Here is a 22,658-nt window from a genome sequence, read left to right as displayed (position 1 = left end):
CTTGGACATCCGATGCACGGCCGAGGTGGGTAGAGATTTGCTGCTCACCAATCTTCCTTGTCGAAAGCCGTCAGCTCGCAGTTCGGTTGCGTCCGGTACTGGATGCTGGCGGTCCGCCCGGCATAGTCCTTCAGATCGAACCAACGAGTCTCGTAGCTCGATCCTTCGTGGGGCCCTGGAAACGTCATATGATGTTCAGCGGATCCGGTGGCAGCAGCCATCTCGGCTGGTGTCGGGCATGAATCCGGTCGCAGCTTCACCGTGAGCATGCGACTGATGGTCGACTTACGGCTTTCGTGCGCGAAAGCGCCCAATTCCCATTGGACCATGACGCTCTCGATCCCGAGGCTCGAATTCGGTGGCTCATAGATTGCGGTGAAGCGCGGGCTGGATGCTTTGGAAAACGGTCCACTCCAGGTCGCGGGGTTGTCGATGAGCTCAGGCAGCCGCATCGCCGTGGCAAGATCCTGCCAGTCTGCCTCCTCGTGATCCCGCACGATCTGCGTCACGCTCTTCGCAACGATTGTACCGCGACTTTCCTGGGGAACGTCCGCAGCGCTGGCGGAGGCCGCTGTCACGATCAATCCGATCATCAAGTGCAGCCTTCGGACACGAGGCGATGAAGCGTTGATGGTGGCGAACATCTTCTGTCCTACGGAAATGCCGGCGAACGGACATCACCGACTGGGATGCGATCACCAACAGACAAAGACGGTGACTATGTCACAGAGCTGATTGCATGCAACGCGCAGGCCCCAGGATAGACGCGGATGACGACGTTCTGAACTGGAGTGCACTTAAAATAGACCCTGTCAGAGTGGCAGACCAAAGATGCCTGCGTAAAAGCGCACAATTGTCGTCCATGCCGACGATGCAGAACTCTGAACCTCGGTGATGGATTTCGATGCCTGAAATATCCAAGACACGTCCCTCGGGATTTGGTCGCGCCGCAAGTTCGACACGCATTATCCGCTTCATCAAGCCGCCGCTTGCTCTCGCGTTGATGATGGCCGCATCTTTGGCAAACGCCGCAACCTCGGACCGCTCCATCACACTCTGCAGCGAAGCCGGTGATGCCATGCGCAAGGACCCTGCCCTGCGCGCAGCTTCAACTGCGGCGCTGGGAGCCAGCGTACGTATCCAGACCGATGGAGATTCGGAAGCATGCACCACTCTGGCTGCGCTGCTCGCCTTTGATGATACCAGGGTTCTCGTCGCAGCGGTGTCAGACCGCGGTGGCGCCGACGCCGGCGACACGGCGCATCTCTCGGCATATTTCCTGCGGAACGAAGGCGGCAGCCTGCGCCTTGTGGACACCAAGCTGCGCTTCGCAGACAGCGCGGCGTCATGGGGGAGAGCGGGTGACATCGGCCCGGCCCATTTCGGCCAGAACAATGGAATGATTATCAGTGCCGATCAGTCATCCGAAGGATATTCAACAACCACTGCGGATCTCTTCGTCTTCCGTTCCGGCCAGATCGTGCGCCTCGGCACGATCCCGACCGACTGGGGCAATGGCGGCGCCGCTGGCAGCAAAAGCAAAGAGATCTCGGTCCACAGCAAGGTCGAAACCGGGCTGCAAGGAGATCGTGTCAGGGTGATCTACACCCGGACGAGCGGTCAACACGGCTCGACCATGACCAGCATCTGGCGCTCCGAGGCCGGACACTTCGTTCTCGAGGCCGGCAAAGTCCCAGCGGACATCATCAAGGCCTTCGCACTTCCAGCCAACATCGTCGCCCGAAATGGCACCCCTGTCCCCGCGGGAGATGCAGGCAGCACCTCTCAGGCTGGCGAGGGCGGAAGCTGGACCATTGCTGACAGCGGTTTGTCGACACCGCCGCCCGCTATCTTAGACACCATCAAGCATGACCCCGCCTATCCACCGGTCTGCAAGCTGGTTGGCCGCGAGATGATCCCGTCAGTCAGCACAAGTCTCCGAAGCTGGTTCGTCGCAACGGCCAACAAGTGTGACTGGGGTGCCGATCTGGGGCCGACATGGCTCGTCACCCAGCCGGCGGCCGGTCCGGCAACGATCGTCCTTAGCGTCATCGGACATCGCGTTACCCTGGACCCATCCGTTCATGACGGCTTTCACGACATCGTTCTCAGCGACAAGACGCAGAAGGCCGCTGGTGCCCATTATGGTTTCGACGGCAAGAGCTATCGAAAGCAGGGCTTGTGACGATGACCACGGCGAGAGCACGCTTCGTCTCCATTGTCGGCGCGGCGCTTTGCGGCCTGACACCAGCCCTTGCCGACGACAGCTCCGCTACGCTCGGAGCCGGAGGCCTCGTCCTGCAGAAAACGGACAAGATCGCACTGGTCTCCGAAGACTTGTACCTGTCGGTGACCAAGGTTCGCATCTCCTATCGGTTCCGCAATCTGACGAACGCAGACTATTCAGTCACCGTCGCCTTTCCCATGCCCGACCTCAGGGGAGGCGGGATCAACTTCACGACCGCCGTGCCGGATCCGGCAAGCGACAATTTCATGAAGTTTCAGACTGTGGTCGACGGCCGCCCCGTCGCGTCCGAGCTCGAGCAGCGGGCATTTCTTCTGGGAGACGGTGAGCCGGACGAAGAGATCACGGACAGGCTGAGAGCTCTTCACATTCCTCTCATGCCAACCCTCGAAGCCACCGAAGCCGCAGTTCGACGCCTGACCGATGCCGAACGCAAGGGCCTGGTCGACGCCAACATCCTCGATGCAGGTGAGACCAGCAACTACAAGGGCGAACCGACCGACCTCTGGCCGCTCTGGACCCTGCGCTCGAAATACCGGCGGACGCAAGTCTTCCCCAAGGGCCAGGAGATCGTGGTTCAACAAAGCTATGTTCCCGTGGTCGGCAGCCAGGTCGGCGTTCGGTCCGGAATGCCGGGGCTGGAGCCCGAAGCTCGCAACTTCTATCGGCAAAAATTCTGTACCGACGACAGCTTTCTGAAGGCTGCCCGGGAACTCTACATGCGCAACGGCGCCGACAATGCGAAGACATTCAGCGCTTTCGAGCAGTATATGTCCTACATTATTACCTCGGGTGGCAACTGGGCCGGGCCGATTGGCGACTTTCGGCTTGTTGTCGACAAGGGCGATCCCAAGACACTGGTTTCCTTCTGCGGCAACGGCGTCAGGAAGATCAGCCCGACGCAGTTTGAACTGGACATCAAGAACTACGCGCCCACACGCGACATCGATGTTCTGCTCCTGCAAACCCAGCCCGCCCAATGAAGGATTCCCGTTCACCAAGCCGGTCCCGCTATTCAGTCGGTTTCGGTGCGAGTCTCGTGCGAGGAGATTGATGTGAAGGTCACGCGCCGCCTGGTATTTGCCCTCACGCTCGCGGTGATTTGCCCACCCATGGCGTGGGCAGCGAGTGCGCCGCAGACGTCGACGGAAAGGCACCGGTCGCAGGAGTGTTGGCATCGGGCCGAAGCGCATGAGGGCGACGTATTCACCGCTCCGCTGAAGATATTCGCGGCGCCAGATGCTGACGTGATGGCGGTGAGTGTCGATCAAGACCAATGGCGAGCGCTTCCCCGATCGGAGCGACTAGGCCTGATGCGCGATCTCGCTTGCTCCTATGCAAGCGGACGAATGGCGCGCGATCGATGGCAACCTTTCGGCGCGGTCGACGCGAAGACGAACAAAACGATCGAGAGCTTCACCGTTGACGAGCTCTACTCCCAGGCTGGCCGCCTGTAGGCACCCCCACGCCATTTGCTGAGAAGCCGTTTCCTTATCGCCAGGACTTACCGAAATGCGTCAGATCTCCCGTCGTCATCGCCTTGGGACAGTGATCTTCGGATTGCTGCTGCCTGCACTGCCTGTCGTGCTCCCGGCTCAGACGGCCTTTGCACAAACATCAGGTCAAAGCTCGCGTCAACTTGATCTGTCCAGCGCGGATTCGATCGAGGACGCACTCAACATATGGGAAAGGCGACTTGCCCAAGAGGGCCTCATCGTCCTCGGCTACTACAACGGCTTCGCCGACGGCACATTCGGACAGAACAGCCGAAACGCGATCGCGAGCTATCAAGGCGACCATAAGCGTCCCAGCACCGGCAAGCTTTCTGCGGCCGATGCCCTTGGGCTCGGCGGCGCGGCGCTCAACGTTCGCAAACAGTTGCAATGGCAGCCGCTGGCCAACTCCAGAGCTGGCGTCACCATGTCCTATCCCGCCGCCCTTTTGACCAAGCGGCAGGACAACAAGTTCGGTGGCGAAACGCTTGAAACCGAAGACGGCGCGATATCGCTCAAGACACTGAGCTTCCCGAATTCGGGCGCCGGTCAATTGGATGCGCTGTTCCAGAGCCTTTCATCGGAACAGGGCAGCACCGTCACCTATCAGCTCAGGCGGCCGAACTGGTTCATCCTGTCGGGCACCTCGGGAGACCGCCAATTCTATGCACGGTTCGAGCAGAAGGGCGACGAGGTCCGCGGTTATGATCTCAGTTGGGCCTCCGACAAGAACAGCAAGGTACCCGAGAAGGTCTCAGTGCTGATCTCCAATGGTTTCCACCCATTCGGCGACAGTATAAATGCTGGCGATGAAAGCCTTCCCACTCTGTTGAAACTTGCGAAGCTGGGGGAAGGCGGCGGCAAGAACCCGCAGGCAAATAACGACGGCGCAGGCAGCGCGTCCAACAATACGAACGGCAGCCAATCCGCCGACAGTCAGGACGGCGTCACGGAACAGAAGGCCGGCGCTATTCCGCCGCCCAAAGACGGCTCCTTGACGACTTCGGACGGCAAAGGCCTGCGCTTCGTCTACCACTACTTCCCGCCTAAGAATCCCAATCTGCGTTACGCCTATCAATGGGCGGTGGATGGTCACCTGTTCCCGAATATCCCGGAAGTCGACGCCCTGGATGGACTCTTCGTGACGTCACACCAACTGCATTACGTCACGCGCGAGTGCGGCACGGTCAATGCGTTTTACGACCGCAAGGTCAGCGCGGTCTTCCTGTGCTACGAGATGATCGACAGCCTGACCAAGATGGGGCAAGCGCTCTCCAAGGGCGCATCCGATCCCAAGGCACTGACCATCGAGTTTGTTCGCGACAACCTCCGTTTCATTCTGCTGCACGAATCCGGGCACGCACTGATCGATCAACTTGATATGCCCGCGGTCGGGCGCGAGGAGGATTCTGTCGACCAGCTCGCCGCAGTGATGCTGCTCTCCCATGTCGAGAACGACGAAACCAAGAACGACATCGCCCGGGTTCTGCAGCTCGCCGCGGTTTGGTTCAAGGTGAGCAGCCAGGAATCCGGCAATCCCGACGTCGCAGCGTTCGCCGATGAGCATTCACTCGACGCGCAGCGCTATTTCAACCTGCTCTGCCTCGTCTATGGACTCGACCCTGACCATAACAGCGGGATCGTCAGCAAGGGGATGTTGCCCAAGGAGCGGGCCAATCGTTGCCCGGAGGAAGCTGCCAAGATCAACCGCTCCTGGGCACGGTTGCTGCTCCCGCACTTCTCACCGCGATTTCAGCCAGGCAACGCCGGCGGCAACGGCCAGCCGACCCAGGCGCCAAATCCGGGACCGACGGCCAATGGCAATCCACTGGAGTGGGATGGAAAGGGCAACCCGTTCGGGAAGTAACGCGCCGAGCGAGCGACGATGCGGCAGGAAAAACGGAAGCCGTGGGGACGGATGCCTCCTTACCGGCGATTGCAGCTTACCGAGTAATCGATCACCGTCGGAAACAGCCCGTCGCCAGAACTCCTGACGTCCAGCGTCATCGTCCCTTTGCGGTAGCCGTAACTGCAATAGGCCATTCCGGTGCCTGAACAGGATTCCACTTCGATCACGCCATGCTTGCGCAGGTCTGGCGCGAGCGTCAGTTCATCGGATTTTGGATCTTCGACCTTCGCTTCGATAGGCGCCCACCCTTTGCCGATCAGGGCCTTGCGGACCTTGTCGATGCTCTTGCCATACATGTTCGGCACCACGCCCTGGCCGCCGCAGACACTTTCCCGCTCCGCGACAGGATCAACCTCGATCGCGCCATCGCGCGTCAGCCGGATATCTCCAACCGGTGCGGGGGCCAGATCGCCATCGAAAATGCGGAGCCTGTCGCCCACCAACGAGATGTCGCCGATCGGCGTCTCGACCTTCGGCGGGGCATAGATGAGGGCCACGAGTTGCGTTCCGCGAAACAGGGCAATGTTCCCCTTGTCGATCGCGCATGTCGCAGAGGCCGCCGGAGCAAACTCGGCTGCGAAGCTGACTGCGTCATAGGGGCCCAGCTTCTGCTCGCCGACCACGCCCCAGCCGAGCGAGGCAGCCAGTTTACCTCCTTCGCTGGTTTGCTTGGTCAGCGCGCCACACGCGGCCTGCACGGCGGCTGGCGCCTTGGGCAGCTGCGACAGAAGGGTGATTTTCAGACCCGGAACATGGGACCGAACCGCTGGCGGGTTGCCGCCTTCGCTCTGTTGTGCTGCGACCGGACTGACAGCCAGACCGAGGAGCAGCGCGAGAGGAAGGCAAGGAACACGAGAACGTCGCAACGACATAGGACAAGAGATCCGAATAATAACAGGTGCGACGCGCGTTGGGCGGTGGCCAATAGCAGACGGAGAGCCTTCTTCTCGATCGCTATTCTCACCGCACCCCGGCGGCGGGCACCGATTGAATGAACTGCGATGTAACCAGCCTGCACCCCTTGCCGTGCTTGGCTTGGCATTGGGCTATGGCCCCCCTGACGGCCTCGTCCTGGGTTTGCATCCCCTGAGTTTGACCGCTGACCGATATCATGTCTGAGGCAAGAGCCATCCACCCGCTCCGGGAAATCCGCGGCAGACCCAGCTTCTCCGAGAGTGTCGGCGCCCTCGGGGGGTGACCGAGCTGTTTCGTCCCATTGATAATCACGTCCCAGCCTGGCGAGGTGTAGCTGCCCTGCGGCCTGTTCGGGCCCGCGCCCTGATCAACACGGACGTTGGGGTTCGGCACACAGCTCTGCGTGCTCGTACCACTGGCCGGGATCATGCCAGGCGGGCAACCGCCTTCGGCATGGACGGCGGGTATTGCGCCCAAGGCGCCGGCTGATATGACGGCGCACAAGCTCCAGAAGCGAATCAAACTGCGCGCGGCAAGTAAATCAAGGCGCACGGACAAACCCCAAGCGCGGATACGACTTCGGCGCGCATATCCCATCTGCGTCCGCGCCATACAAGGTCGATCGATGTGTGCCAGGTGCCGCCCAGTCCATATGAAGTGCATTGCCGTCCAATTGATCGCCGTCGAGCGGAACGACCTCGCACATCTGTCTTGAGAAGGCGCGCTATTGACCGCTTTGGCTTCGAACGGATAGAGTTCTTGTGTCGAAAAGGCAGGCTTGGTCTGGGTAGGCCCAAGCCCTTCCTCTAAAGAGGAAGCTCTATTTTTCGCGGCTCCCGCGAAATCCCCGACAGGTCCCTGCGCCGCATGCGCGTCGTGGGTCTGTCGGATGCTGCGTTCGACGCTGCCGCTCTGACAGACTTCTTGTTGGAGCGGATTTATGCCTGATGTGGATTTCTCCAAACCTGTTCTGATCTATCTGGCAAACGGCGTGCAAGGCGCTGCGGTTGCTCGAGCTGCATTGCACCAAGGTCTCCAGGTGAGAGGCTTGGTGCGGAATCCTGCGCACGCTTCAGCGCTCAAAGCGCGTGGCGTTCAGGTGGTACAGGCGGACCTGTTTGACCCCGGCTCACTCGTTGCCGCCAGTCAAGGCGCCTCCAGTGCGATCATCCAGCTTCCAATGGGAACGCGGGACGAAATGTGCGCCCAGGCCGCACACGCGTTCAACGCCGCGAAGATCGCTGGACTTTCGTCGGTCATTCTCAAGCTCGCGAGCGCGAGCCGCACGGAACCGTGCGAGGAACCAAGCTTCGTCGCCAACGCGATCGTCGAGGATATCGCGCGTCGTTCCGGACTTCTGTCTGCGATCGTCCGGCCTACGATGTATCTGGACAATCTCCTCAAACCGCAACTATGCGCCGATCTCATCGAGCGTGGCATCTTCGCGATCCCGATTGCACCACATCAAAGGATAGCATGGACATCCACTGAAGACTGCGCCGAAGCAACGATACGGTTGTTGATAGGGAGCCACGCCAGCGGCGGCGATTATCGCATTGCCGGCCCGGAAGGCCTGACAGGGGAGGCCATGGCAGGCCGCATCACCGCTGGTCTCGGCCGACACGTCGACTTCCGCTCGTATCCCCTTGACGAGTTTGAACGAGACCTGGATGAAGTCATGGGACCGGGCACCGGCCGTCGAATTGCGTCAAAGTTTCGGTATTTCGCGACGCATCGTGATGATGCAGACGCCATCCTCGCTGCGCCCTATTCCAGAACCGCCGAGCTTGAGGGCTTCGTCCCAACGTCGGTCGAGGCATGGATTCGAAGGCGGCGACGAACCTTTCTCGGCGACGATGCATCGACCGAAACCCGCTAGACGCCGCCCCTCGTCACGACACGGCACAACCGATCAACTACTCGGCAAGCCATAGGGCAAGCTCCAGCCGACGGGGCCGCCGTCGTGTGCCGAGGATTTGATCGGCGTATCGCCATTCAGCGACGGGTTGGCACTGATGATCTTTTCCAGGGTCTCATGAGGTGTATGACCGAATTCAGCCTTGAACAGCCGATGGAAATACTTCTCGTTGGCAAAGCCGTGGCTCCAGGCTACCTCAGCGATCCGCGTGCGCGGACGGCTCGGGTCCGACAGCCGATGATAGGCACGCTGCAACCTCTTGCGCTGGATCTGACGCATCACACCGCCGCGACTCTCGAACAGTTGATAGAGCTTTGCCCGTGACAACCCAACATCGCGACAGATCCGATCAGGGGTGAGGTCCGTCTCCAGAAGGTGCGAATCAATGTAGTGCTGAATTCTCGCCGACAGCACATCCCGGATTTGACTGCCCGCGGCGCGAATTGCGTCTGGTGTCCCAGACACGGCCGCGAGCAGAAGTTGCTGCGTCGAGTGCACGATATAGGGCACTTCGTGCAATTTTAGATTCGGGAGGTTCTGAAAAAGAGACAAGATGTGATCTGCAAGTACGCGCCCAATTCCTCCCGTCAGAGTAGCTCCATGCAGGAGCGCGGCGTGGCTTGGCAACATATCTCGCGGCACAACCAGGGAGATCACATCGCCCATTTCGACCGCGCATTGAAGATGCTGCGCAGCATCCACCACAAATAGATCGCCGACCGATTTGATCGGCTGAGAGGAGATGTTCAGCCAGCGGATCCTGCCGAACAGGGGCATCGTGAAACAGTAGAAATCGTGGCCATCCGACTTGATCCGGCTCTCGGTCCGCAGGATCTCGAAGGTCGTCCTCTGCTTCCGATTAATCCATTGCCTGCCCGACAATATAAACGGCCCGATCGCGGCGCCGCTCGCGCTCGCGTCAAACGATACCGCATCATCACCTAGCAGCCGGCAGTCGCTCTTAATATCACGCACCCACTCGGCAAACCGATCTTGAGGGCGAAAATCCAACGTGGAAAATCTGAAAACAGGAATACTCGTTTCCCCAATCGTCGAACCTTCCATCCTTCGGCGCCTCCCCATACAAAGCAAGGTGCAGACTCACGCTACTCTACTTGCGCGTGTCGAGCAACTTGGGCTGCTCAACGATCCAGCTTGGCTGACATTGATCGAGCCGATCAATGGCTCACCGCGATCACTTTCACGTTCACGACGGACTCCTATGGCATCGTCTCGCATAGAGCAGCACACAGGTCGTTATGCAGAGCAAGGGATAGGCTCTCGATCAGAACGTGAGGATGTTCCGACAATGGCTCGTGCGCTCCGTTTGCGAAATCCAGTGTGATCGTCACGTCACACTACTCAAGAAGCAGCCGGGATCCATCACATTTGCACGATCGAGATGACGAAGCCGCCAGAGCGGTGCAGTTGTTCGGTCAGCAGGCTTCGGGCTGGCGAGACGGTCAGGATTGATTGATGACCGCGAGCGTAGTGATATTCGCTATGGCTACGAGCCGACATTGAGACGGGCCGCTGCTATGCCCGCTAAGGGCAGTCTCGGAAGACCTCGCGTCGAACATACCCCCAAATAGGCGGCATGAGAGCTGCCGTTGCAAGGCTCTGTGTCGGGCCTTTACCGGACGAATCAGACCGGATCGCCCGTTGAGGGACGGATGCTCTGTCGTCACGTTCGATCTAAGCATGCTGCTGTTCTGCCGCCGTCAACCGCCATCGACCGGAAACTCAATGAAGCTTACGGCGTCCGACGCAAGGAAAGCGCACGCCTCGTCCGCCACGCGATACACCCTTTCACTAGAGGGCCCGCGCGAAATTGGCGAAGAACTCATCCGCCATTTTCTTGGCCGTTCCGCCAATGAGCCGCTGCCCCAGTTGCGCGAGCTTGCCGCCGATATGAGCATCGACCTGATAGCTCAAGAGTGTGCCCCCCTCGCGTTCGACGAGGTTGACCTTGGCGCCTCCTTTCGCGAAGCCCGCCACGCCTCCCTCACCTTCTCCCGATATCCTATAGCCGTTCGGAGGATCGAGATCGCTCAGGGTGACTTTGCCCCGGAATCGAGCCGATACCGGACCGACCTTCATCTTGGCGATTGCGCGAAAGCCATTATCGTCAGTCCTCTCCAATTCCTCGCACCCGGGAATGCACGTCCTGAGCACTTCCGGATCGTTCAGCTTTTCCCAAACCGTCTCTTTCCGCGCAGCCAGCTGAATCTCACCTGTCATCGTCATCGCCATGGCGCACTCCAAGTTTGTGTCAACGTGTCGTCTTGAGCGTCAATTGCCGACCGGCGCGAAAACCCGCGCCATGTAGGTGGAAACTTCGTCCGATATTTTCTGTCGCGATGCGTCCGCGATGCCGGCAAGAACTTTCGCCAATTCCTTCTTGAACTCGACCTGCATGGCGCGGGCGATCTGGATCCGTTGCGCCTGGGGGGATCCGGCCCCGTGCATGGACTCCGTCAGATATCCGACAGCGTTCCTGCCAAGCGTCAAGTTCTCCACCAGACGCAGGATCCGGATCCTGTTCTCGGTCGAGACTTCGGGCCGCCCTTTGAGATACTTTTCGATCAGAGGGCCGATCGTTTCATGTCGCAGGTCGTACTCTGACGGTAGGGTGACCATCAGGCCGCCCGCGAGATCCTGAGCCAGCCGACCGATTTCATATGGCAAGCGCGTAACGTGGTGTTTGCAGACATTCGCGAGCATTTCGTCGGGCAGATACGCTCCGGACTTCATCGCGACCCCCTGATGGCTCGCGGCGATGCCGGTCCCGTAGATGGTCTCGTTCAAATGGGTCATCTCGACGAGCTTGTCGCGGACGTGCGAAGCGCGCTCGACGCCGTTATGGTCCGCGATGGTCGCCGCCGCGCCGATCAGCACGTCTCCAACCCCCGATTTGCAGACGTAGCTGCGACGGTGATAGCATGTGAACCGCTCGACCAACGTGGAGGCGAACTCGAACTCGCCATCGAGGAACACCAGTTCCCTTGGAATGAAGACCTCCTCGAAGACGATCATCGCTTCCTGGCCCGAGAACTGCGCGTTGCCGGCGTCGATCCCTCCCGCTTCGGCGCTGCGGCTGTCGCAGGACTGCCGGCCATAGATGTAGGTGATACCCTGGGCGTCGACGGAAACTGCTCCCACAATGGCATAGTCGCTGTCGGTGGCTTCCATCCGCATGGTGGGCATCACGAGAAGCCAGTGCGAATTGATGCAGCCGGTCTGATGTGCTTTCGCACCGCTGACATAGACGCCTTCGTGCGTTCGCCGGACAACATGAAGGAAGAGATCAGGATCGGCCTGCTGCGACGGTGATCTGCCGCGATCTCCCTTCACGTCGGTCATTGCTCCGCCAACGACGAAATTCGCATGCTGCATTCGTGCCAGAAATGTCGTGAAGCGGGCGTGATAATCGGTCCCGTATTTCGCGTCCAAATCGAACGTCACGGAATGGAGCGAGTTCAGTGCGTCCATGCCGACGCAGCGCTGGAAGCACGTGCCTGTCAATTGTCCGAGCCGACGCTGCATCTTGTTCTGCATCACGAGGTCGCCTGGGCTCGCGGAGATATGGAGGAAGCGGTTCACGCGCCCACCGACGAGAGACGAGACCGCTGAAGCCAGCTCGGACTCCTGGTTCGCCAGATCATAGGTTTTCGCGATCGCGTTGATCGATGGCCTGATGATTGGGTGGTCGACCGGCTCGTCGACCCGCTCACCCATCAGATAGACGTTCAGCTTGCGCCCCCGGAGGCTCTCGATGTATTCGGCCCCGGATCCGATCGGCTTGTGCGAGAAAGCCGAATTCACCGCGACGACGTCCTGAACCATCTCATTATCTCCAAAGGGTGCGTACCCACGATGCTCCGCATCTGGGCCGCGATATCTGACCGCTTCAGTTTCGCTTCACCAGCTTGCAGGCGCTGTCCTTGAGTGGACGGAACGCCTGATCGCCGGGGATCACTTCGCGAAGCTTGTAGAAGTCCCAATCGCTCTTCGATTCCGACGGCTTCTTCACTTCGTACACATACATGTCGTGGACCATACGCCCGTCCTCGCGGATCCTGCCGTTCTTGGCGAAGAAGTCGTTCACCGGCATCTCGCGCATCTTGCTCATGACCGCCTGCGCTTCGTCGGTCCCGGCGGCTTCGATGGCCTTGAGATAGTGCATGGTGGAGGAATAGTCGCCGGCGTCGCCCATATGCGGCATCCGCTTCATCTTTTCGAAGAAGCGCTTCGACCACGCCCGCGTCTCGTCGTCGCGGTCCCAATAGAATGCGTTGGTGAGAACGAGGCCCTGCGCGGATGAGAGCCCGAGACTCTTGACGTCGGTGATCCAGACCAGAAGGCCCGCGAGCGTCTGCCCACCATTCTGGATGCCGAATTCCTGAGCCGACTTGATCGAATTGACCAGCACGTTGCCGGAGCCCGCAAGCCCCACGACCTGGGCCTTCGACGACTGCGCCTGCAGCAGGAAAGAGGACTGGTCGAACGATTCAGGCGGATAGCGTGTCGCGCCCAGCACCTCGCCTCCCAACCCCTTGACGACAGCCGAGGTGTCCGCCTCGAGTGCGTGTCCAAACGCGTAGTCCGCGGTCAAGAAGTACCACGTCTTCTTGCCCTCCTTGGCCAATGCGCTGCCGGTTCCCCGCGCCAGGGCATAGGTGTCGTAGGCGTAGTGGACGCTGTTCGGCGTGCATGCATCGCCGGTCAAGCGAGACGAACCCGAGCCATTGACGATCGCGACCCGGTTCTTCTCCTTTGCCAGACCGGTGACGGTGAGCGCGATCGAGGAGTTGATCAGGTTGCCGATCATGTCGACATGGTCGACGTCGAACCATTTGCGGGCCAGAGCCGACGCGGTGTCAGGCTTGTTCTGGTGATCGGCGACGACGACCTCGATCGGCTTGCCGAGCACCTTGCCGCCGAAATCATCCACCGCCATCTTGATCGCGGTGACTGAGCCCTCGCCGGACTCATGCGAGAACTGGCCGGACATGTCGGTCAGCACGCCGATCTTCACGACGTTGTCCGAGATTCCCTGAGCGCGCACGCCGTCGGCGCTCACCAGCGCCACCGACGCGATCAGGATACTTGCGACTTTCAGCCTCATGTTGTTTCTCCCCAGGCGTTTCCCTGCCGGCCAAATTCTGATTTTGATAACTATCATAACTAGACTTAAGTTACATGCATAACTAGACTTACATTTCCAGCGAGTCAATTGCGGCTATGTGCTACAGGTGCCCGACTTTCGAAGGCCTCCCGTGGGACGGCCGTACCCGAATGGACCGTCCGGAATGCCCGCCGCCGCCAAAATCCAACCCGCGAAACCCTCGGCCAGGCCGAAAGCGGCCGCGAGCCGCGGCAAGGCGGCTCGCACCGAACGCAATTGCTCGGTTGCGCGGACGCTCGACATCGTCTCCGACGCCTGGGCCTTCCTCATCATCCGCGAGGCTTTCTTCGGCACACAGACCTTCGAGGCGTTCCGCTCGGCGCTCGGGATTCCACGGGCGACACTGACCGACAGATTGCGGAAGCTCACGCAGCTGGCGATCTTCCGCCAGGTCGCGACCGGATCGTCGCAACGCAAGGAATACCGTCTGACGAAGATGGGATTCGATCTCTACCCAAGCTTCATCGCGCTGATGCAGTTCGGCGACCGCTGGCTCGCCAACGGAAGGCCGCCGCCGCTCACGCTGATCCACACGACATGCGGCTGCGACAGCCATCCCCGCGTGACCTGCTCGCATTGCGGAGAGCCCGTCGGCGCCCGCGACGCGAAGTACCGCGACGGTTCCGGCGCCGGACGCTCCGCGGCCAAGGAAGGCCGCAACACACGGCGCGCCTCCGACGGCAGCCGGTTCCTGACCGGGCGCCCCAGCTCGGTGTCGCGCGCGCTCGAGATCATCGGCGACAAATGGAGCTTCATGGTCGTGCGCGAGGGCTTCTTCGGCAATCGCCGCTACGACAAGATCCTCAACGAGCTCGCGATCGCGCCGAACATCTTGACCGACCGGCTGAACCGCCTGGTCGCCAGCGGCGTGTTCCGCCGCAGGCAGTACCAAAGCTCACCCGACCGCTACGAATATCTCCTCACCGATATGGGCCTGGACCTCTATGGTCCGTTCATCGCGATGCTGCGATGGGGCGATCGCTGGCTATCGAAGGGAAAGCCGCCCCTCATCCTCACGCATCTCAAATGCGGTCACGACTTCGAGCCCTCGGTCGATTGCGACCGCTGCAAGGAGCCAATCGTGGCCGCCGACATGCGCTATCGCCTGGCTTACGATCCGAAATCCTTCGGCGCACTGGGTCCGCGGTCGGTCGACTGAACGGGCCGCAGCGGCTCAGGCGCGGCTATTGAGGGCTTCCACCAGCTTGAAGCGCATGATCTTGCCCGACCCGGTGCGCGGAATCTCAGCGACGAGATGCGTGGCCTCCGGGATCTTGTATGCGGACAAATGCGCCCTGCAATGCTCCAGCAGCGCCGCCAGGTCCAACCCGTCTTCCTGCGCGACCACGAACAGACACGGCACTTCGCCGAGCGTCGCGTGCCTCATGCCGACCACCGCGCAGTCCCGGACTTGCAAATGCTTGACGACGACCTCCTCAATCTCAGCGGGCGCGATGTTCTGGCCGCCGCGGATGATCAGTTCCTTGATGCGGCCTGTGATCGTCAGGTACCCCGATGGATCGGACTTCGCGAGATCGCCGGTGTGATACCAGCCGTTACGCAGTGCCGACGCAGTCTCCGCGGGTTTATTGTGATAGCCTTGCATCAAATTCGGTCCGCGGACGATCAGCTCGCCTTCGTCGCCGAACGGGACGTCCTGCAATGACGTGGGATCGACGATCCGCACCGCGAGCCCGGGCACCGGAAGTCCGCACGACCCCATCGGCCGGCCACCGTGCAACCAGTTCATCGTCACCATCGTCGACGTCTCGGTGATGCCGTATCCGTCGAGCAGTCGCGTCCTGAAGCGCTCCTCGAATGCCTTGTTCAGGGTCGCCGGCATGATCGCGCCCGCCGAGATGCAGAGCCGGACGGCTCCGAGCCGTTCGATACCCGCTTCCTGTGCCCGAAGCAGAAGATAATGGAACATGGTCGGCACGCCCGGCATGACCGAGTATTTACCGGTTTGCAGCAGATCAAGCGCTTGCTGCGGCGAGAACCGCTCCATGATGTGCTCGCTGGCGCCGACCGCGAGCACGCCGAGCACCGACAGGTTGAGACCGTAGGAATGAAACAGGGGAAGCGGCGACAGCACCACGTCCTTGTCGGTCAACTCGCCGATCGGAGCCCAGCAGGCCGCCGAGATCCACAGCATCCCACGTATCGAGAGCAGCACTCCCTTTGCCCGTCCTGTCGTGCCCGACGTGTAGATGATGAACGACGAACGATCGATATCGTCGGGATCGGGTGGCGCCGCGCCAGGGGGCGCAGCGAAGCTCGCCATTGACGGCCCCGCCTCCTCGGCGCCGGCACCTGCGAAGATCACCTGCGGGGAGATTGCCGCGTCGCGGCAGATCTTCCCGACCAGCTCCTTCCTTGCACCCGCAGTGACGACCAACGCACAATCGGCGTCGGTCAGGCGATAGCTGATCTCAGCTTCCGCGGCGTCGAAGCTGATCGGGACCACGACGGCACCGGCGCGCAGCGCGGCGAAACAGGCTTCGATCCAGTCGACGCCATTCGGCAGGTAGATCGCGATCCTGTCGCCATCCTTCAAACCGGCCTTCGCCAAATTGGCGGCGATCGACGCCGTCCGATCGGCGAGCTGCGCGTAGGTCACGGATCGGGTGGCGTCCCAATACGCCACCTGCGCCGGTCGCCGCCTGGCGTGGCGATCGAGCAGCACCGCGATCGGTGCGATCAGATCGACGTGCAGCATCGCCGCCTCCCATCAGACCATCGAATATCCGCCGTTCACACTGATCACCTGACCGGTGATCCAGCCGCCGGCATCGGACGCGAGCAAGGTGACCAGAGGGGCGACGTCGGACGGCAGGCCGAGCCGCCGGATCGCGTAGGCCTTGACCAGCTTGTCGCGGTTTGCGTCGACCCAGGTCTTGTCATGGGCCGTCTCGATCAAGCCGAGCGAGATCGAGTTCGCGGTGACACCCGAACGACCCCATTCGCGCGCCAGCGATTTCATGAGAGCGATGGTGCCAGCGCGCGCGGCCGCGGCCAGCGCAAGGCCGGACTCACCTACCCTGGAGGAGTCACCCATGATCGAGATGATCCGCCCGCGCCCCGAGGCTTCGAGCAGCGGTCCGGCGCTGTGCGAGCAGTTCAGCGCCCCGTAGAGGCAGGTATCGATCTGCTTCTTCCAATCTTCAGGCGTGCTCTCGCTGAATCGCTTGCGGAACACCAGGCCGGCATTGTTGACGAGGATGTCGAGACCGCCGAAATCGCTCTTGATGTCCGCGACCATCTTCCGGACGATGTCCGCATCGGCGATATCGGCCTGATAGGCCTTCCCCTTGCCTCCCGCCTTTTCGATCTCGGCAGCGACGCCCTCGGCCGCTGTCTTGGAGCTGTGATAGTTGATTGCGACAGTCGCGCCGCGTTCCGCCAACATCCTCGAGATCGCGGCACCGACGTCGCGACCACCACCGGTGACGAGCGCAACACGTCCTTTGAGATCAGTCATCCGATTTTTCCTTTGCTTTGAGCCTGGCATTCTGGATCAGTTTGAAGATGCGTTCCGGCGTCATCGGCAGGATCGAGACGTCGATGTCGAAGGGCGACAGCGCGTCAGATATCGCGTTGGCAATGGCCGCCGGAGCTCCGATCGTGCCGCCCTCGCCCATGCCGCGAAAACCACCCGCCACCGCGGATTCGCTTTCGACATGAACGACATCCATCAGCGGCACTTCGGGCGCGGACGGGATCAAATAGTCGACGAGGCTCGCGCTGAGCAGCTGGCCGTCGTCGTCGTAGATCAGTTCCTCAAACAGCGCAGCGCCGATCCCCTGCGCGACGCCGCCATGCACCTGCCCGTCGACGATCATCGGATTGATGATGCGGCCGCAATCTTCGGCGACGACGAATTTGTGGATCTTGACGAAGCACGTCACCGGATCGACCTCGACCGCGGCGATGTGGGTCGCCGCCGCCGTCGTGCCGTTGACTGGATCGTAGGTGTAGGTCGCGGAAAGTTCCTCTCGCGCCTCGACCGGCAGCGTCTTCATATCGGAATAGACCGCTCGGGCGATCTGCTTGAACGACACCGCGCGGTCGGTGCCGAGAACGACCGCCTTGCCTTCGGTCACCTCGATATCATCCGCGTTGGCTTCCAGAAGATGCGATGCAACCCGCTTGATTTTGTCTTGCATCAACTTCGAGGCGTGCTTCGCCGCGCCACCGCCGAGCACGGCGCTGCGGCTCGCATAGGTCCCGGTCGACATCGGGACCTCGTCACTATCGCCCTGGATGACGCGAACGTCCTCGAAGCGCGCACCGAGATCGTCGGCGACAATCTGGGCCAGTGTCGTCTCAAGCCCCTGGCCATGCGAGGCGACACCGAAGGCTGCAGTAATCGCGCCTGTCGAGTCGATCGTGATCTTCGCGGTTTCCGAGCCGGTGTTGATCGGCATGCCCGGCGCCACCGCGATGCGCGAACCGATGCCGGTCAGCTCGGCGTAGGACGCGATGCCGATGCCGAACAATCGCCCCTGCTCGCGTGCCTCAGCCTGCTCGTTGCGAAGCCTCTCGTAGCCTGCGGCTTCGGCGGCGGCCTCCAGGCATTCGACGAAACCGGTCCTATCCCAGATGATGCCGGAAGCGATCCGGTATGGAAATTCCTCGGCCCGCACCAGGTTGCGACGCCTGATCTCGAGCGGATCGATGCCTAGCGCCCTGGCGCCCATATCCATCAGACGCTCGGCGACGAAGGTCGAGATCGGCCGGCCGACGCCGCGATAGGGACCAGTCGGCGGCTTGCAGGTCGCGACGCCACGCACCGCACCGCGATAGGACTGTATCTTGTAAGGTCCGGGCAGGAAACTGACGACCTGCACCGGCTCCAGTCCGCAGGTCCAGGGATAGATCGAGAAGGCGCCGACGTCGCCGATCACATCGGCCTGCAACGAGGTCGCCACGCCGTTCGCGTCGAACCCCATCTCCGCATCCACGATCTCCGCGAACGCCTGGCTGCTGCTGCTGACGTCCTCCAGCCGGTCCGCCGTCCACTTGACCGAGCGTCGTAGCTTGCGCGCAGCGATGCAGATCAGAAGTTCTTCCGGATAGAGCGAGCCTTTGGAGCCGAAGCTGCCGCCGACGTCGGGCGCGACGACCCGCAAACGATGCCCCGGAAGCGAGAGCGATTCCGAAATCGCGTCGCGGACGATGCCAGGTATGTTGGACGACGTATAGAGCGTGAGCGCAGCGCGCTGCTTGTGGTACTCGACCGTGTAGCTGCGCGGCTCCATCGCGAGCGGTGCCTTGCGCGTCATCTCGAAGCGCCCGCCGACCCGGATCGCGGCGGCGTCAAGATCGGCCGCCACGTCGCCCTTCTTGAACTCACGCGCGATCAGAACGTTGGTTCCCGCCTCCTCGTGCAGTAGCGGCGCATCGTCGGCGACGGCCATCTCGGCGCGCGAGACCGGACCCAGCGGCTCGTAATCCACCTCAATCAATTCCAGCGCGTCCTCGGCGAGGTAGCGCGAGGTGGCCACGACGGCGGCAACCGCCTCGCCGACATAGCGCACCTTCGCCGAGGCGAGCGGCAGAATTGGTGTCGCGTAGTAGTTCGGCATCCGCGAGAACGGGATTACCGGCTTGAAGTCGTCCGCGATCTCTTCGGCCGTGAGCACGGCGACGACGCCTGGCGCCTCCGACGCGGCAGTCGTATCAATCCGCACGATCTTCGCATGCGGCTGGCCGCTGCGCAGGAATGCGAGGTGCAAGGGACGGTCCGGCTTCCGGTCGGCCGTATACTCTCCGCTGCCCGACAGCAGGCGTGGATCTTCGGTTCGCTTGATCGGCGCGCCGACATTCTTCGGCCGCAGCACGTCAGACGGGTTTGCACGACGATCGCTATGCATAGCCATCGCTGCCTTTGCGCAGGCCCTGCCACTGCTCATCGTCGTGTCCGCAGATCAAGGTTGCACCGGCCTTCTCGATCCGGCGGACCTCCTCGAACGTCTTCAACTGCTGTTCGACATTCCAGGTGTTGCGGGGCGCGGTATTGGCGTCGAGGTTCTGACGCAGGCTGACCGCATCGGACGCCAGCAGGAACTGGCCGTCGCGATCCAGGGTGACGAGCGCTCCCATCGTCCCCGGCGTGTGGCCCGGCAGAGGCATCAGGACGACGCTGGAATCGCCGAACAGATCCTTCTCGCCGTGCACAGCCTCGATGGGCCGTCCGCAATCCCAATCGGCCTTGAGATAGCCCGCGGTGTCGGCGCCCGGCAGCTTCGCCGCTTCGATCTCCCTGGCATGGGCCAGGATCGTCGCCTTGCGGAAGAACTGGTTGCAGCCGCAATGGTCCGGATGGAAGTGCGAGTTCACAACGATGTCGACGTCGTCAGGCGCCAGGCCCGTGCACGCCAGGCTCGGCAGCAGCGTCTGCTCGGCGCCCATCATCGGCTTCATGACCTTGGCAAGAGCACCCCAACGGCCTTCGGCGTCGTCGACAACAGACGGATGGCAGCCGGTGTCGAACAGCACATTGCCCTGTTTGTGCCGGATCAGCGCGCTGCTGACGGGAAGATCGATCGTCTCGCTGCGATCGGCAGCAGACACGTAAATGCTCTTCTTCATCCGGAGCCGACCGGCGGCGAGGAAGTTCAGCTTCATGACGCATTTTCCTTGCGCATCGCGGCCGCGCTGCGGATCGCGGCGATGATGTTCTGATAGCCGGTGCAACGACATAGATTCCCGGAGAGCCCCTCCCGGATCTCCTCATCGGTGGCGAGCGGATATTTCCGAAGCATGTCCTCGCCGGTCATCAGCATACCCGGCGTACAGAAGCCGCATTGAAGCCCGTGATACTCGCGGAACTGGGATTGCAGCACATTGAGCTGCTCGGGCGAGCCCAGCCCTTCGACCGTCACGATCTCGGCGCCGTTGGCCTGCACGGCCAGCATCAGGCAGGATCGCACGCTGTCGCTGTTCACCAGTACCGTGCAGGCGCCGCAGACACCGTGCTCGCAACCGACATGCGTTCCAGTCAGCCCGAGATGGTCGCGCAGAAAATCCGACAGCAGCATGCGCGGCTCGACGTCCGGAACGTCATAGCTTTCGCCGTTCACTTTCACCGATACCTGGATCATGCAACGCGTTCCGTCGATGCGAGAGCCGTCCGCAGCGCGCGCTTGGACAATTCGCCCAGCAGGTGCTTGCGGTACTCCGCCGAGGCGTGAAGATCCTCGTTGGGTGAAACCTTCGAGACCACGATCTCGGAAAAGCGCTCCGGAGTTTGGTCGCCAAGCCCGAGCGCGAGCAGTTCGTCCTCGGCCTCTCTCAGGCGTAGCGGAGTGTCGGCCACCCCCATCACCGCGATCCGCGCGTCTTCAAGGCCGGATCCGCCGCGCCGCACCGAAACCGCGATACTTGCCAGCGCGAAATCGCCGAAGCGGCGCGCAACCTCCTCGAACGCCCAGCCGTCGTGATCGAGCACCGGAAATTCGATCTCCACGACGATCTCGTCAGGCTCCAGACAGTTCGTCAGGGCATCGACGAAGAACGTCTCGGCCGCAACTGCCCGGCGCCCGTTTGGTCCCTGAATTGCGATCCTCGCATCATAGAACGCCGACAGCATTGGCAGCTCGGCCGCGGGGTCCGCATGGGACAGGCTGCCGCCGATGGTGCCGCGGTTACGGATCGCCAGATGTGCCACGTGGCGCATCGCGGCCGACATCACCGGCAGCCTGGAGGCGACGAGTTGCGAATGTTCGAGGTCACGATGCCGCGTCAGCGCGCCGATCGCGATCCGGTCACCGCGGTCCTCGATATACGCAAGGCCCGCGATGCCGTTGAGGTCGACCAGAATCGAAGGCCGTGCCATCCTGAAATTCAGCAGCGGAAGCAGGCTCTGTCCGCCGGCCAGCACCTTACCTTCGCCGTTCGAGGCCACGAGTGCCTCGATCGCCGCTTCCACCGTCGTCGGCGAGACGTAGTCAAACCTGGCAGGCTTCATCGGCCCTCTCCAAAGCTCGTTGCTTCCCTGTCGGCCTATTCCCCGCGGAACCGCGGCGGCCTTTTCTCGGCAAAGGCTATGCGGCCTTCCCTGAAATCGTCGCTGTCAGATGCCTCGTCGATGAGCCGCTGTGCCACCGCAGGATCGAGCACCCCCGCTCCCATCGTGAGGCCGTTCAGCATGTACTTGGCGCCGGAGATCGAAAGCGGCGCATTGGCTGCGAGCCGCCGCAGGAAATGGTCCGCCGCAGCCAGAACGTCGTCGTGAAGCTCGTCGATCAGCTTCATCGCGGCAGCCTGCTCCGCCGCGTAGCGATCCGCCGAATAAAGTATCCGCTTGGCGTTCGATACCCCGGTCAGTGCCAGCAGGCGCTGCACGCTGTTGACGCCGTACACGATCGAGAGCTTGGCCGAGGGTATTCCGAGCGATGCAGTGCGGTCACCAAAACGGAAGTCGCATGCGAGCGCGAGATGGCAGCCGCCTCCGAGGCAGTATCCGGAGATGGCAGCGACGACCGGCTTGCCAAGCGCGGCGATCGCGCTCGAGCACATATCGACTGCAACTTCGTATGCGGCAGCCTGGTGACGGTCTTCCCTGATCTTTTCGAATTCGGAGATGTCGGCGCCTACGGAGAAATCCCCTCCCGCGCCCGTGAGCACGACGCCCCGGATATCACGGTCGACGGCAAAGCCGGAGAATACCGCGGCCAGTTCGCGCCACATCGCGAGCGTCACAGCATTCCTTGCCGACGGACGGCTCAGAACGACCCGCGCGATGCCGTCGCGGCGCTCGATGCGAACTTCCTCCAACGCAAAATTCTCCCTGCGCGCGCAATCGGCAGCATCGAAATCTTTGATGCATGACGGCGCAATCTTGTTACTTGCATAACTAGACTAATTTGCACGGTCGCGTCAAGCCGCAAAAATCGAGCCGTCTAAACTGGGTTTGCGGTGCGCTCGGAGGGCGTTCGCATTTGCTGGGATTTCAGTCGCTTATCCCAACGATGAAGAACAAAAGG

19 protein-coding genes are annotated in these 22,658 nt (G+C 61.6%); 6 read left to right on the top strand and 13 right to left on the bottom strand.

Annotated elements, in window-relative coordinates; all coding sequences use genetic code 11:
• Positions 1–44: 44 nt before the first annotated feature.
• A complete protein-coding gene (locus tag CWS35_RS16125) occupies positions 45–644 on the bottom strand; it encodes a hypothetical protein (protein WP_100952496.1) in 600 nt (199 codons plus the stop codon).
• 260 nt (positions 645–904) lie between these two features.
• On the opposite strand from CWS35_RS16125, the gene CWS35_RS16120 reads away from it, so the two are divergent.
• The 4 genes from CWS35_RS16120 (at position 905) to CWS35_RS16105 (ending at position 5,605) form a co-directional block, all read left to right on the top strand.
• Positions 905–2,185, top strand: a complete 1,281-nt coding sequence (locus CWS35_RS16120) for a hypothetical protein (protein WP_157817164.1) — start codon at positions 905–907, stop codon at positions 2,183–2,185.
• A gap of 2 nt (positions 2,186–2,187) precedes the next feature.
• The gene (locus tag CWS35_RS16115) at positions 2,188–3,228 is read left to right on the top strand and encodes a DUF4424 domain-containing protein (RefSeq protein WP_100952494.1); all 1,041 of its coding nucleotides are present in this window, start codon (positions 2,188–2,190) and stop codon (positions 3,226–3,228) included.
• 72 nt (positions 3,229–3,300) lie between these two features.
• On the top strand, positions 3,301–3,702 hold the full coding sequence (locus CWS35_RS16110; protein WP_100952493.1) for a hypothetical protein: 402 nt from the start codon (positions 3,301–3,303) through the stop codon (positions 3,700–3,702).
• Positions 3,703–3,757: 55 nt separating this feature from the next.
• Positions 3,758–5,605, top strand: coding sequence for a DUF4344 domain-containing metallopeptidase (locus tag CWS35_RS16105; protein ID WP_100952492.1), 1,848 nt, complete (start codon positions 3,758–3,760; stop codon positions 5,603–5,605).
• Between the two features lie 59 nt (positions 5,606–5,664).
• Here CWS35_RS16105 and CWS35_RS16100 read toward each other — a convergent pair whose 3' ends face one another.
• Complete coding sequence (locus CWS35_RS16100) at positions 5,665–6,519, bottom strand: hypothetical protein (RefSeq protein WP_157817163.1); 855 nt, start codon at positions 6,517–6,519, stop codon at positions 5,665–5,667.
• A gap of 983 nt (positions 6,520–7,502) precedes the next feature.
• Between CWS35_RS16100 and CWS35_RS16085 the strand changes: the two genes are divergently transcribed.
• On the top strand, positions 7,503–8,441 hold the full coding sequence (locus CWS35_RS16085) for an SDR family oxidoreductase (protein WP_210202799.1): 939 nt from the start codon (positions 7,503–7,505) through the stop codon (positions 8,439–8,441).
• 33 nt (positions 8,442–8,474) lie between these two features.
• On the opposite strand, the gene CWS35_RS16080 is transcribed toward CWS35_RS16085, so the two are convergent.
• From CWS35_RS16080 to CWS35_RS16065, 4 genes are all read right to left on the bottom strand, one after another.
• Complete coding sequence (locus CWS35_RS16080) at positions 8,475–9,545, bottom strand: AraC family transcriptional regulator (RefSeq protein WP_210202798.1); 1,071 nt, start codon at positions 9,543–9,545, stop codon at positions 8,475–8,477.
• A gap of 747 nt (positions 9,546–10,292) precedes the next feature.
• The gene (locus CWS35_RS16075; RefSeq protein WP_100956404.1) at positions 10,293–10,733 is read right to left on the bottom strand and encodes a carbon monoxide dehydrogenase subunit G; all 441 of its coding nucleotides are present in this window, start codon (positions 10,731–10,733) and stop codon (positions 10,293–10,295) included.
• 39 nt (positions 10,734–10,772) lie between these two features.
• Entirely contained in the window at positions 10,773–12,326 is a 1,554-nt protein-coding gene (locus CWS35_RS16070; RefSeq protein WP_100952487.1) for a 4-hydroxyphenylacetate 3-hydroxylase family protein, read from the bottom strand.
• Positions 12,327–12,390: 64 nt separating this feature from the next.
• Positions 12,391–13,608 (bottom strand): ABC transporter substrate-binding protein, encoded by a 1,218-nt coding sequence (locus CWS35_RS16065; protein ID WP_100952486.1) that lies wholly within the window; start codon positions 13,606–13,608, stop codon positions 12,391–12,393.
• Positions 13,609–13,792: 184 nt separating this feature from the next.
• Here CWS35_RS16065 and CWS35_RS16060 point away from each other — a divergent pair, with 184 nt between their 5' ends.
• Positions 13,793–14,827 carry a helix-turn-helix domain-containing protein gene (locus CWS35_RS16060; RefSeq protein ID WP_100952485.1) on the top strand — a complete coding sequence of 345 codons (1,035 nt, stop codon included), beginning with the start codon at positions 13,793–13,795 and terminating at the stop codon, positions 14,825–14,827.
• 15 nt (positions 14,828–14,842) lie between these two features.
• Here CWS35_RS16060 and CWS35_RS16055 read toward each other — a convergent pair whose 3' ends face one another.
• From CWS35_RS16055 to CWS35_RS16025, 7 genes are read right to left on the bottom strand one after another with little or no spacing between them, the layout of a single operon-like run.
• Complete coding sequence (locus tag CWS35_RS16055) at positions 14,843–16,387, bottom strand: class I adenylate-forming enzyme family protein (RefSeq protein ID WP_100952484.1); 1,545 nt, start codon at positions 16,385–16,387, stop codon at positions 14,843–14,845.
• Between the two features lie 12 nt (positions 16,388–16,399).
• Entirely contained in the window at positions 16,400–17,149 is a 750-nt protein-coding gene (locus CWS35_RS16050) for an SDR family NAD(P)-dependent oxidoreductase (protein WP_100952483.1), read from the bottom strand.
• Positions 17,142–19,550 (bottom strand): xanthine dehydrogenase family protein molybdopterin-binding subunit, encoded by a 2,409-nt coding sequence (locus CWS35_RS16045; RefSeq protein ID WP_100952482.1) that lies wholly within the window; start codon positions 19,548–19,550, stop codon positions 17,142–17,144. The genes CWS35_RS16050 and CWS35_RS16045 overlap by 8 nt, the downstream gene beginning before the upstream one ends.
• Entirely contained in the window at positions 19,537–20,298 is a 762-nt protein-coding gene (locus tag CWS35_RS16040) for an N-acyl homoserine lactonase family protein (protein WP_100952481.1), read from the bottom strand. The genes CWS35_RS16045 and CWS35_RS16040 overlap by 14 nt, the downstream gene beginning before the upstream one ends.
• Positions 20,295–20,774 carry a (2Fe-2S)-binding protein gene (locus CWS35_RS16035; RefSeq protein ID WP_100952480.1) on the bottom strand — a complete coding sequence of 160 codons (480 nt, stop codon included), beginning with the start codon at positions 20,772–20,774 and terminating at the stop codon, positions 20,295–20,297. Before CWS35_RS16035 ends, CWS35_RS16040 begins: the two co-directional genes overlap by 4 nt.
• Positions 20,771–21,640 (bottom strand): xanthine dehydrogenase family protein subunit M, encoded by an 870-nt coding sequence (locus CWS35_RS16030; RefSeq protein ID WP_100952479.1) that lies wholly within the window; start codon positions 21,638–21,640, stop codon positions 20,771–20,773. Before CWS35_RS16030 ends, CWS35_RS16035 begins: the two co-directional genes overlap by 4 nt.
• Before the next feature lie 35 nt (positions 21,641–21,675).
• Complete coding sequence (locus CWS35_RS16025; RefSeq protein ID WP_100952478.1) at positions 21,676–22,449, bottom strand: enoyl-CoA hydratase-related protein; 774 nt, start codon at positions 22,447–22,449, stop codon at positions 21,676–21,678.
• Positions 22,450–22,658 lie beyond the last annotated feature (209 nt).

The sequence above is a fragment of the Bradyrhizobium sp. SK17 genome, from assembly GCF_002831585.1.
GTDB lineage: Bacteria > Pseudomonadota > Alphaproteobacteria > Rhizobiales > Xanthobacteraceae > Bradyrhizobium.
Note: the sequence above shows the minus strand (reverse complement) of the source record. Positions and strands in the feature narration are given on the sequence as shown.

Coding starts and splice junctions, on each gene's coding strand:
- CWS35_RS16060 (WP_100952485.1), top strand. CDS start 13,793: ATGCCCGCCGCCGCCAAAATCCAACCCGCGAAACCCTCGGCCAGGCCG.
- CWS35_RS16115 (WP_100952494.1), top strand. CDS start 2,188: ATGACCACGGCGAGAGCACGCTTCGTCTCCATTGTCGGCGCGGCGCTT.
- CWS35_RS16125 (WP_100952496.1), bottom strand. CDS start 644: ATGTTCGCCACCATCAACGCTTCATCGCCTCGTGTCCGAAGGCTGCAC.
- CWS35_RS16080 (WP_210202798.1), bottom strand. CDS start 9,545: ATGGAAGGTTCGACGATTGGGGAAACGAGTATTCCTGTTTTCAGATTT.
- CWS35_RS16030 (WP_100952479.1), bottom strand. CDS start 21,640: ATGAAGCCTGCCAGGTTTGACTACGTCTCGCCGACGACGGTGGAAGCG.
- CWS35_RS16055 (WP_100952484.1), bottom strand. CDS start 16,387: ATGCTGCACGTCGATCTGATCGCACCGATCGCGGTGCTGCTCGATCGC.
- CWS35_RS16050 (WP_100952483.1), bottom strand. CDS start 17,149: ATGACTGATCTCAAAGGACGTGTTGCGCTCGTCACCGGTGGTGGTCGC.
- CWS35_RS16040 (WP_100952481.1), bottom strand. CDS start 20,298: ATGAAGCTGAACTTCCTCGCCGCCGGTCGGCTCCGGATGAAGAAGAGC.
- CWS35_RS16105 (WP_100952492.1), top strand. CDS start 3,758: ATGCGTCAGATCTCCCGTCGTCATCGCCTTGGGACAGTGATCTTCGGA.
- CWS35_RS16045 (WP_100952482.1), bottom strand. CDS start 19,550: ATGGCTATGCATAGCGATCGTCGTGCAAACCCGTCTGACGTGCTGCGG.
- CWS35_RS16075 (WP_100956404.1), bottom strand. CDS start 10,733: ATGGCGATGACGATGACAGGTGAGATTCAGCTGGCTGCGCGGAAAGAG.
- CWS35_RS16120 (WP_157817164.1), top strand. CDS start 905: ATGCCTGAAATATCCAAGACACGTCCCTCGGGATTTGGTCGCGCCGCA.
- CWS35_RS16035 (WP_100952480.1), bottom strand. CDS start 20,774: ATGATCCAGGTATCGGTGAAAGTGAACGGCGAAAGCTATGACGTTCCG.
- CWS35_RS16070 (WP_100952487.1), bottom strand. CDS start 12,326: ATGGTTCAGGACGTCGTCGCGGTGAATTCGGCTTTCTCGCACAAGCCG.
- CWS35_RS16085 (WP_210202799.1), top strand. CDS start 7,503: ATGCCTGATGTGGATTTCTCCAAACCTGTTCTGATCTATCTGGCAAAC.
- CWS35_RS16100 (WP_157817163.1), bottom strand. CDS start 6,519: ATGTCGTTGCGACGTTCTCGTGTTCCTTGCCTTCCTCTCGCGCTGCTC.
- CWS35_RS16065 (WP_100952486.1), bottom strand. CDS start 13,608: ATGAGGCTGAAAGTCGCAAGTATCCTGATCGCGTCGGTGGCGCTGGTG.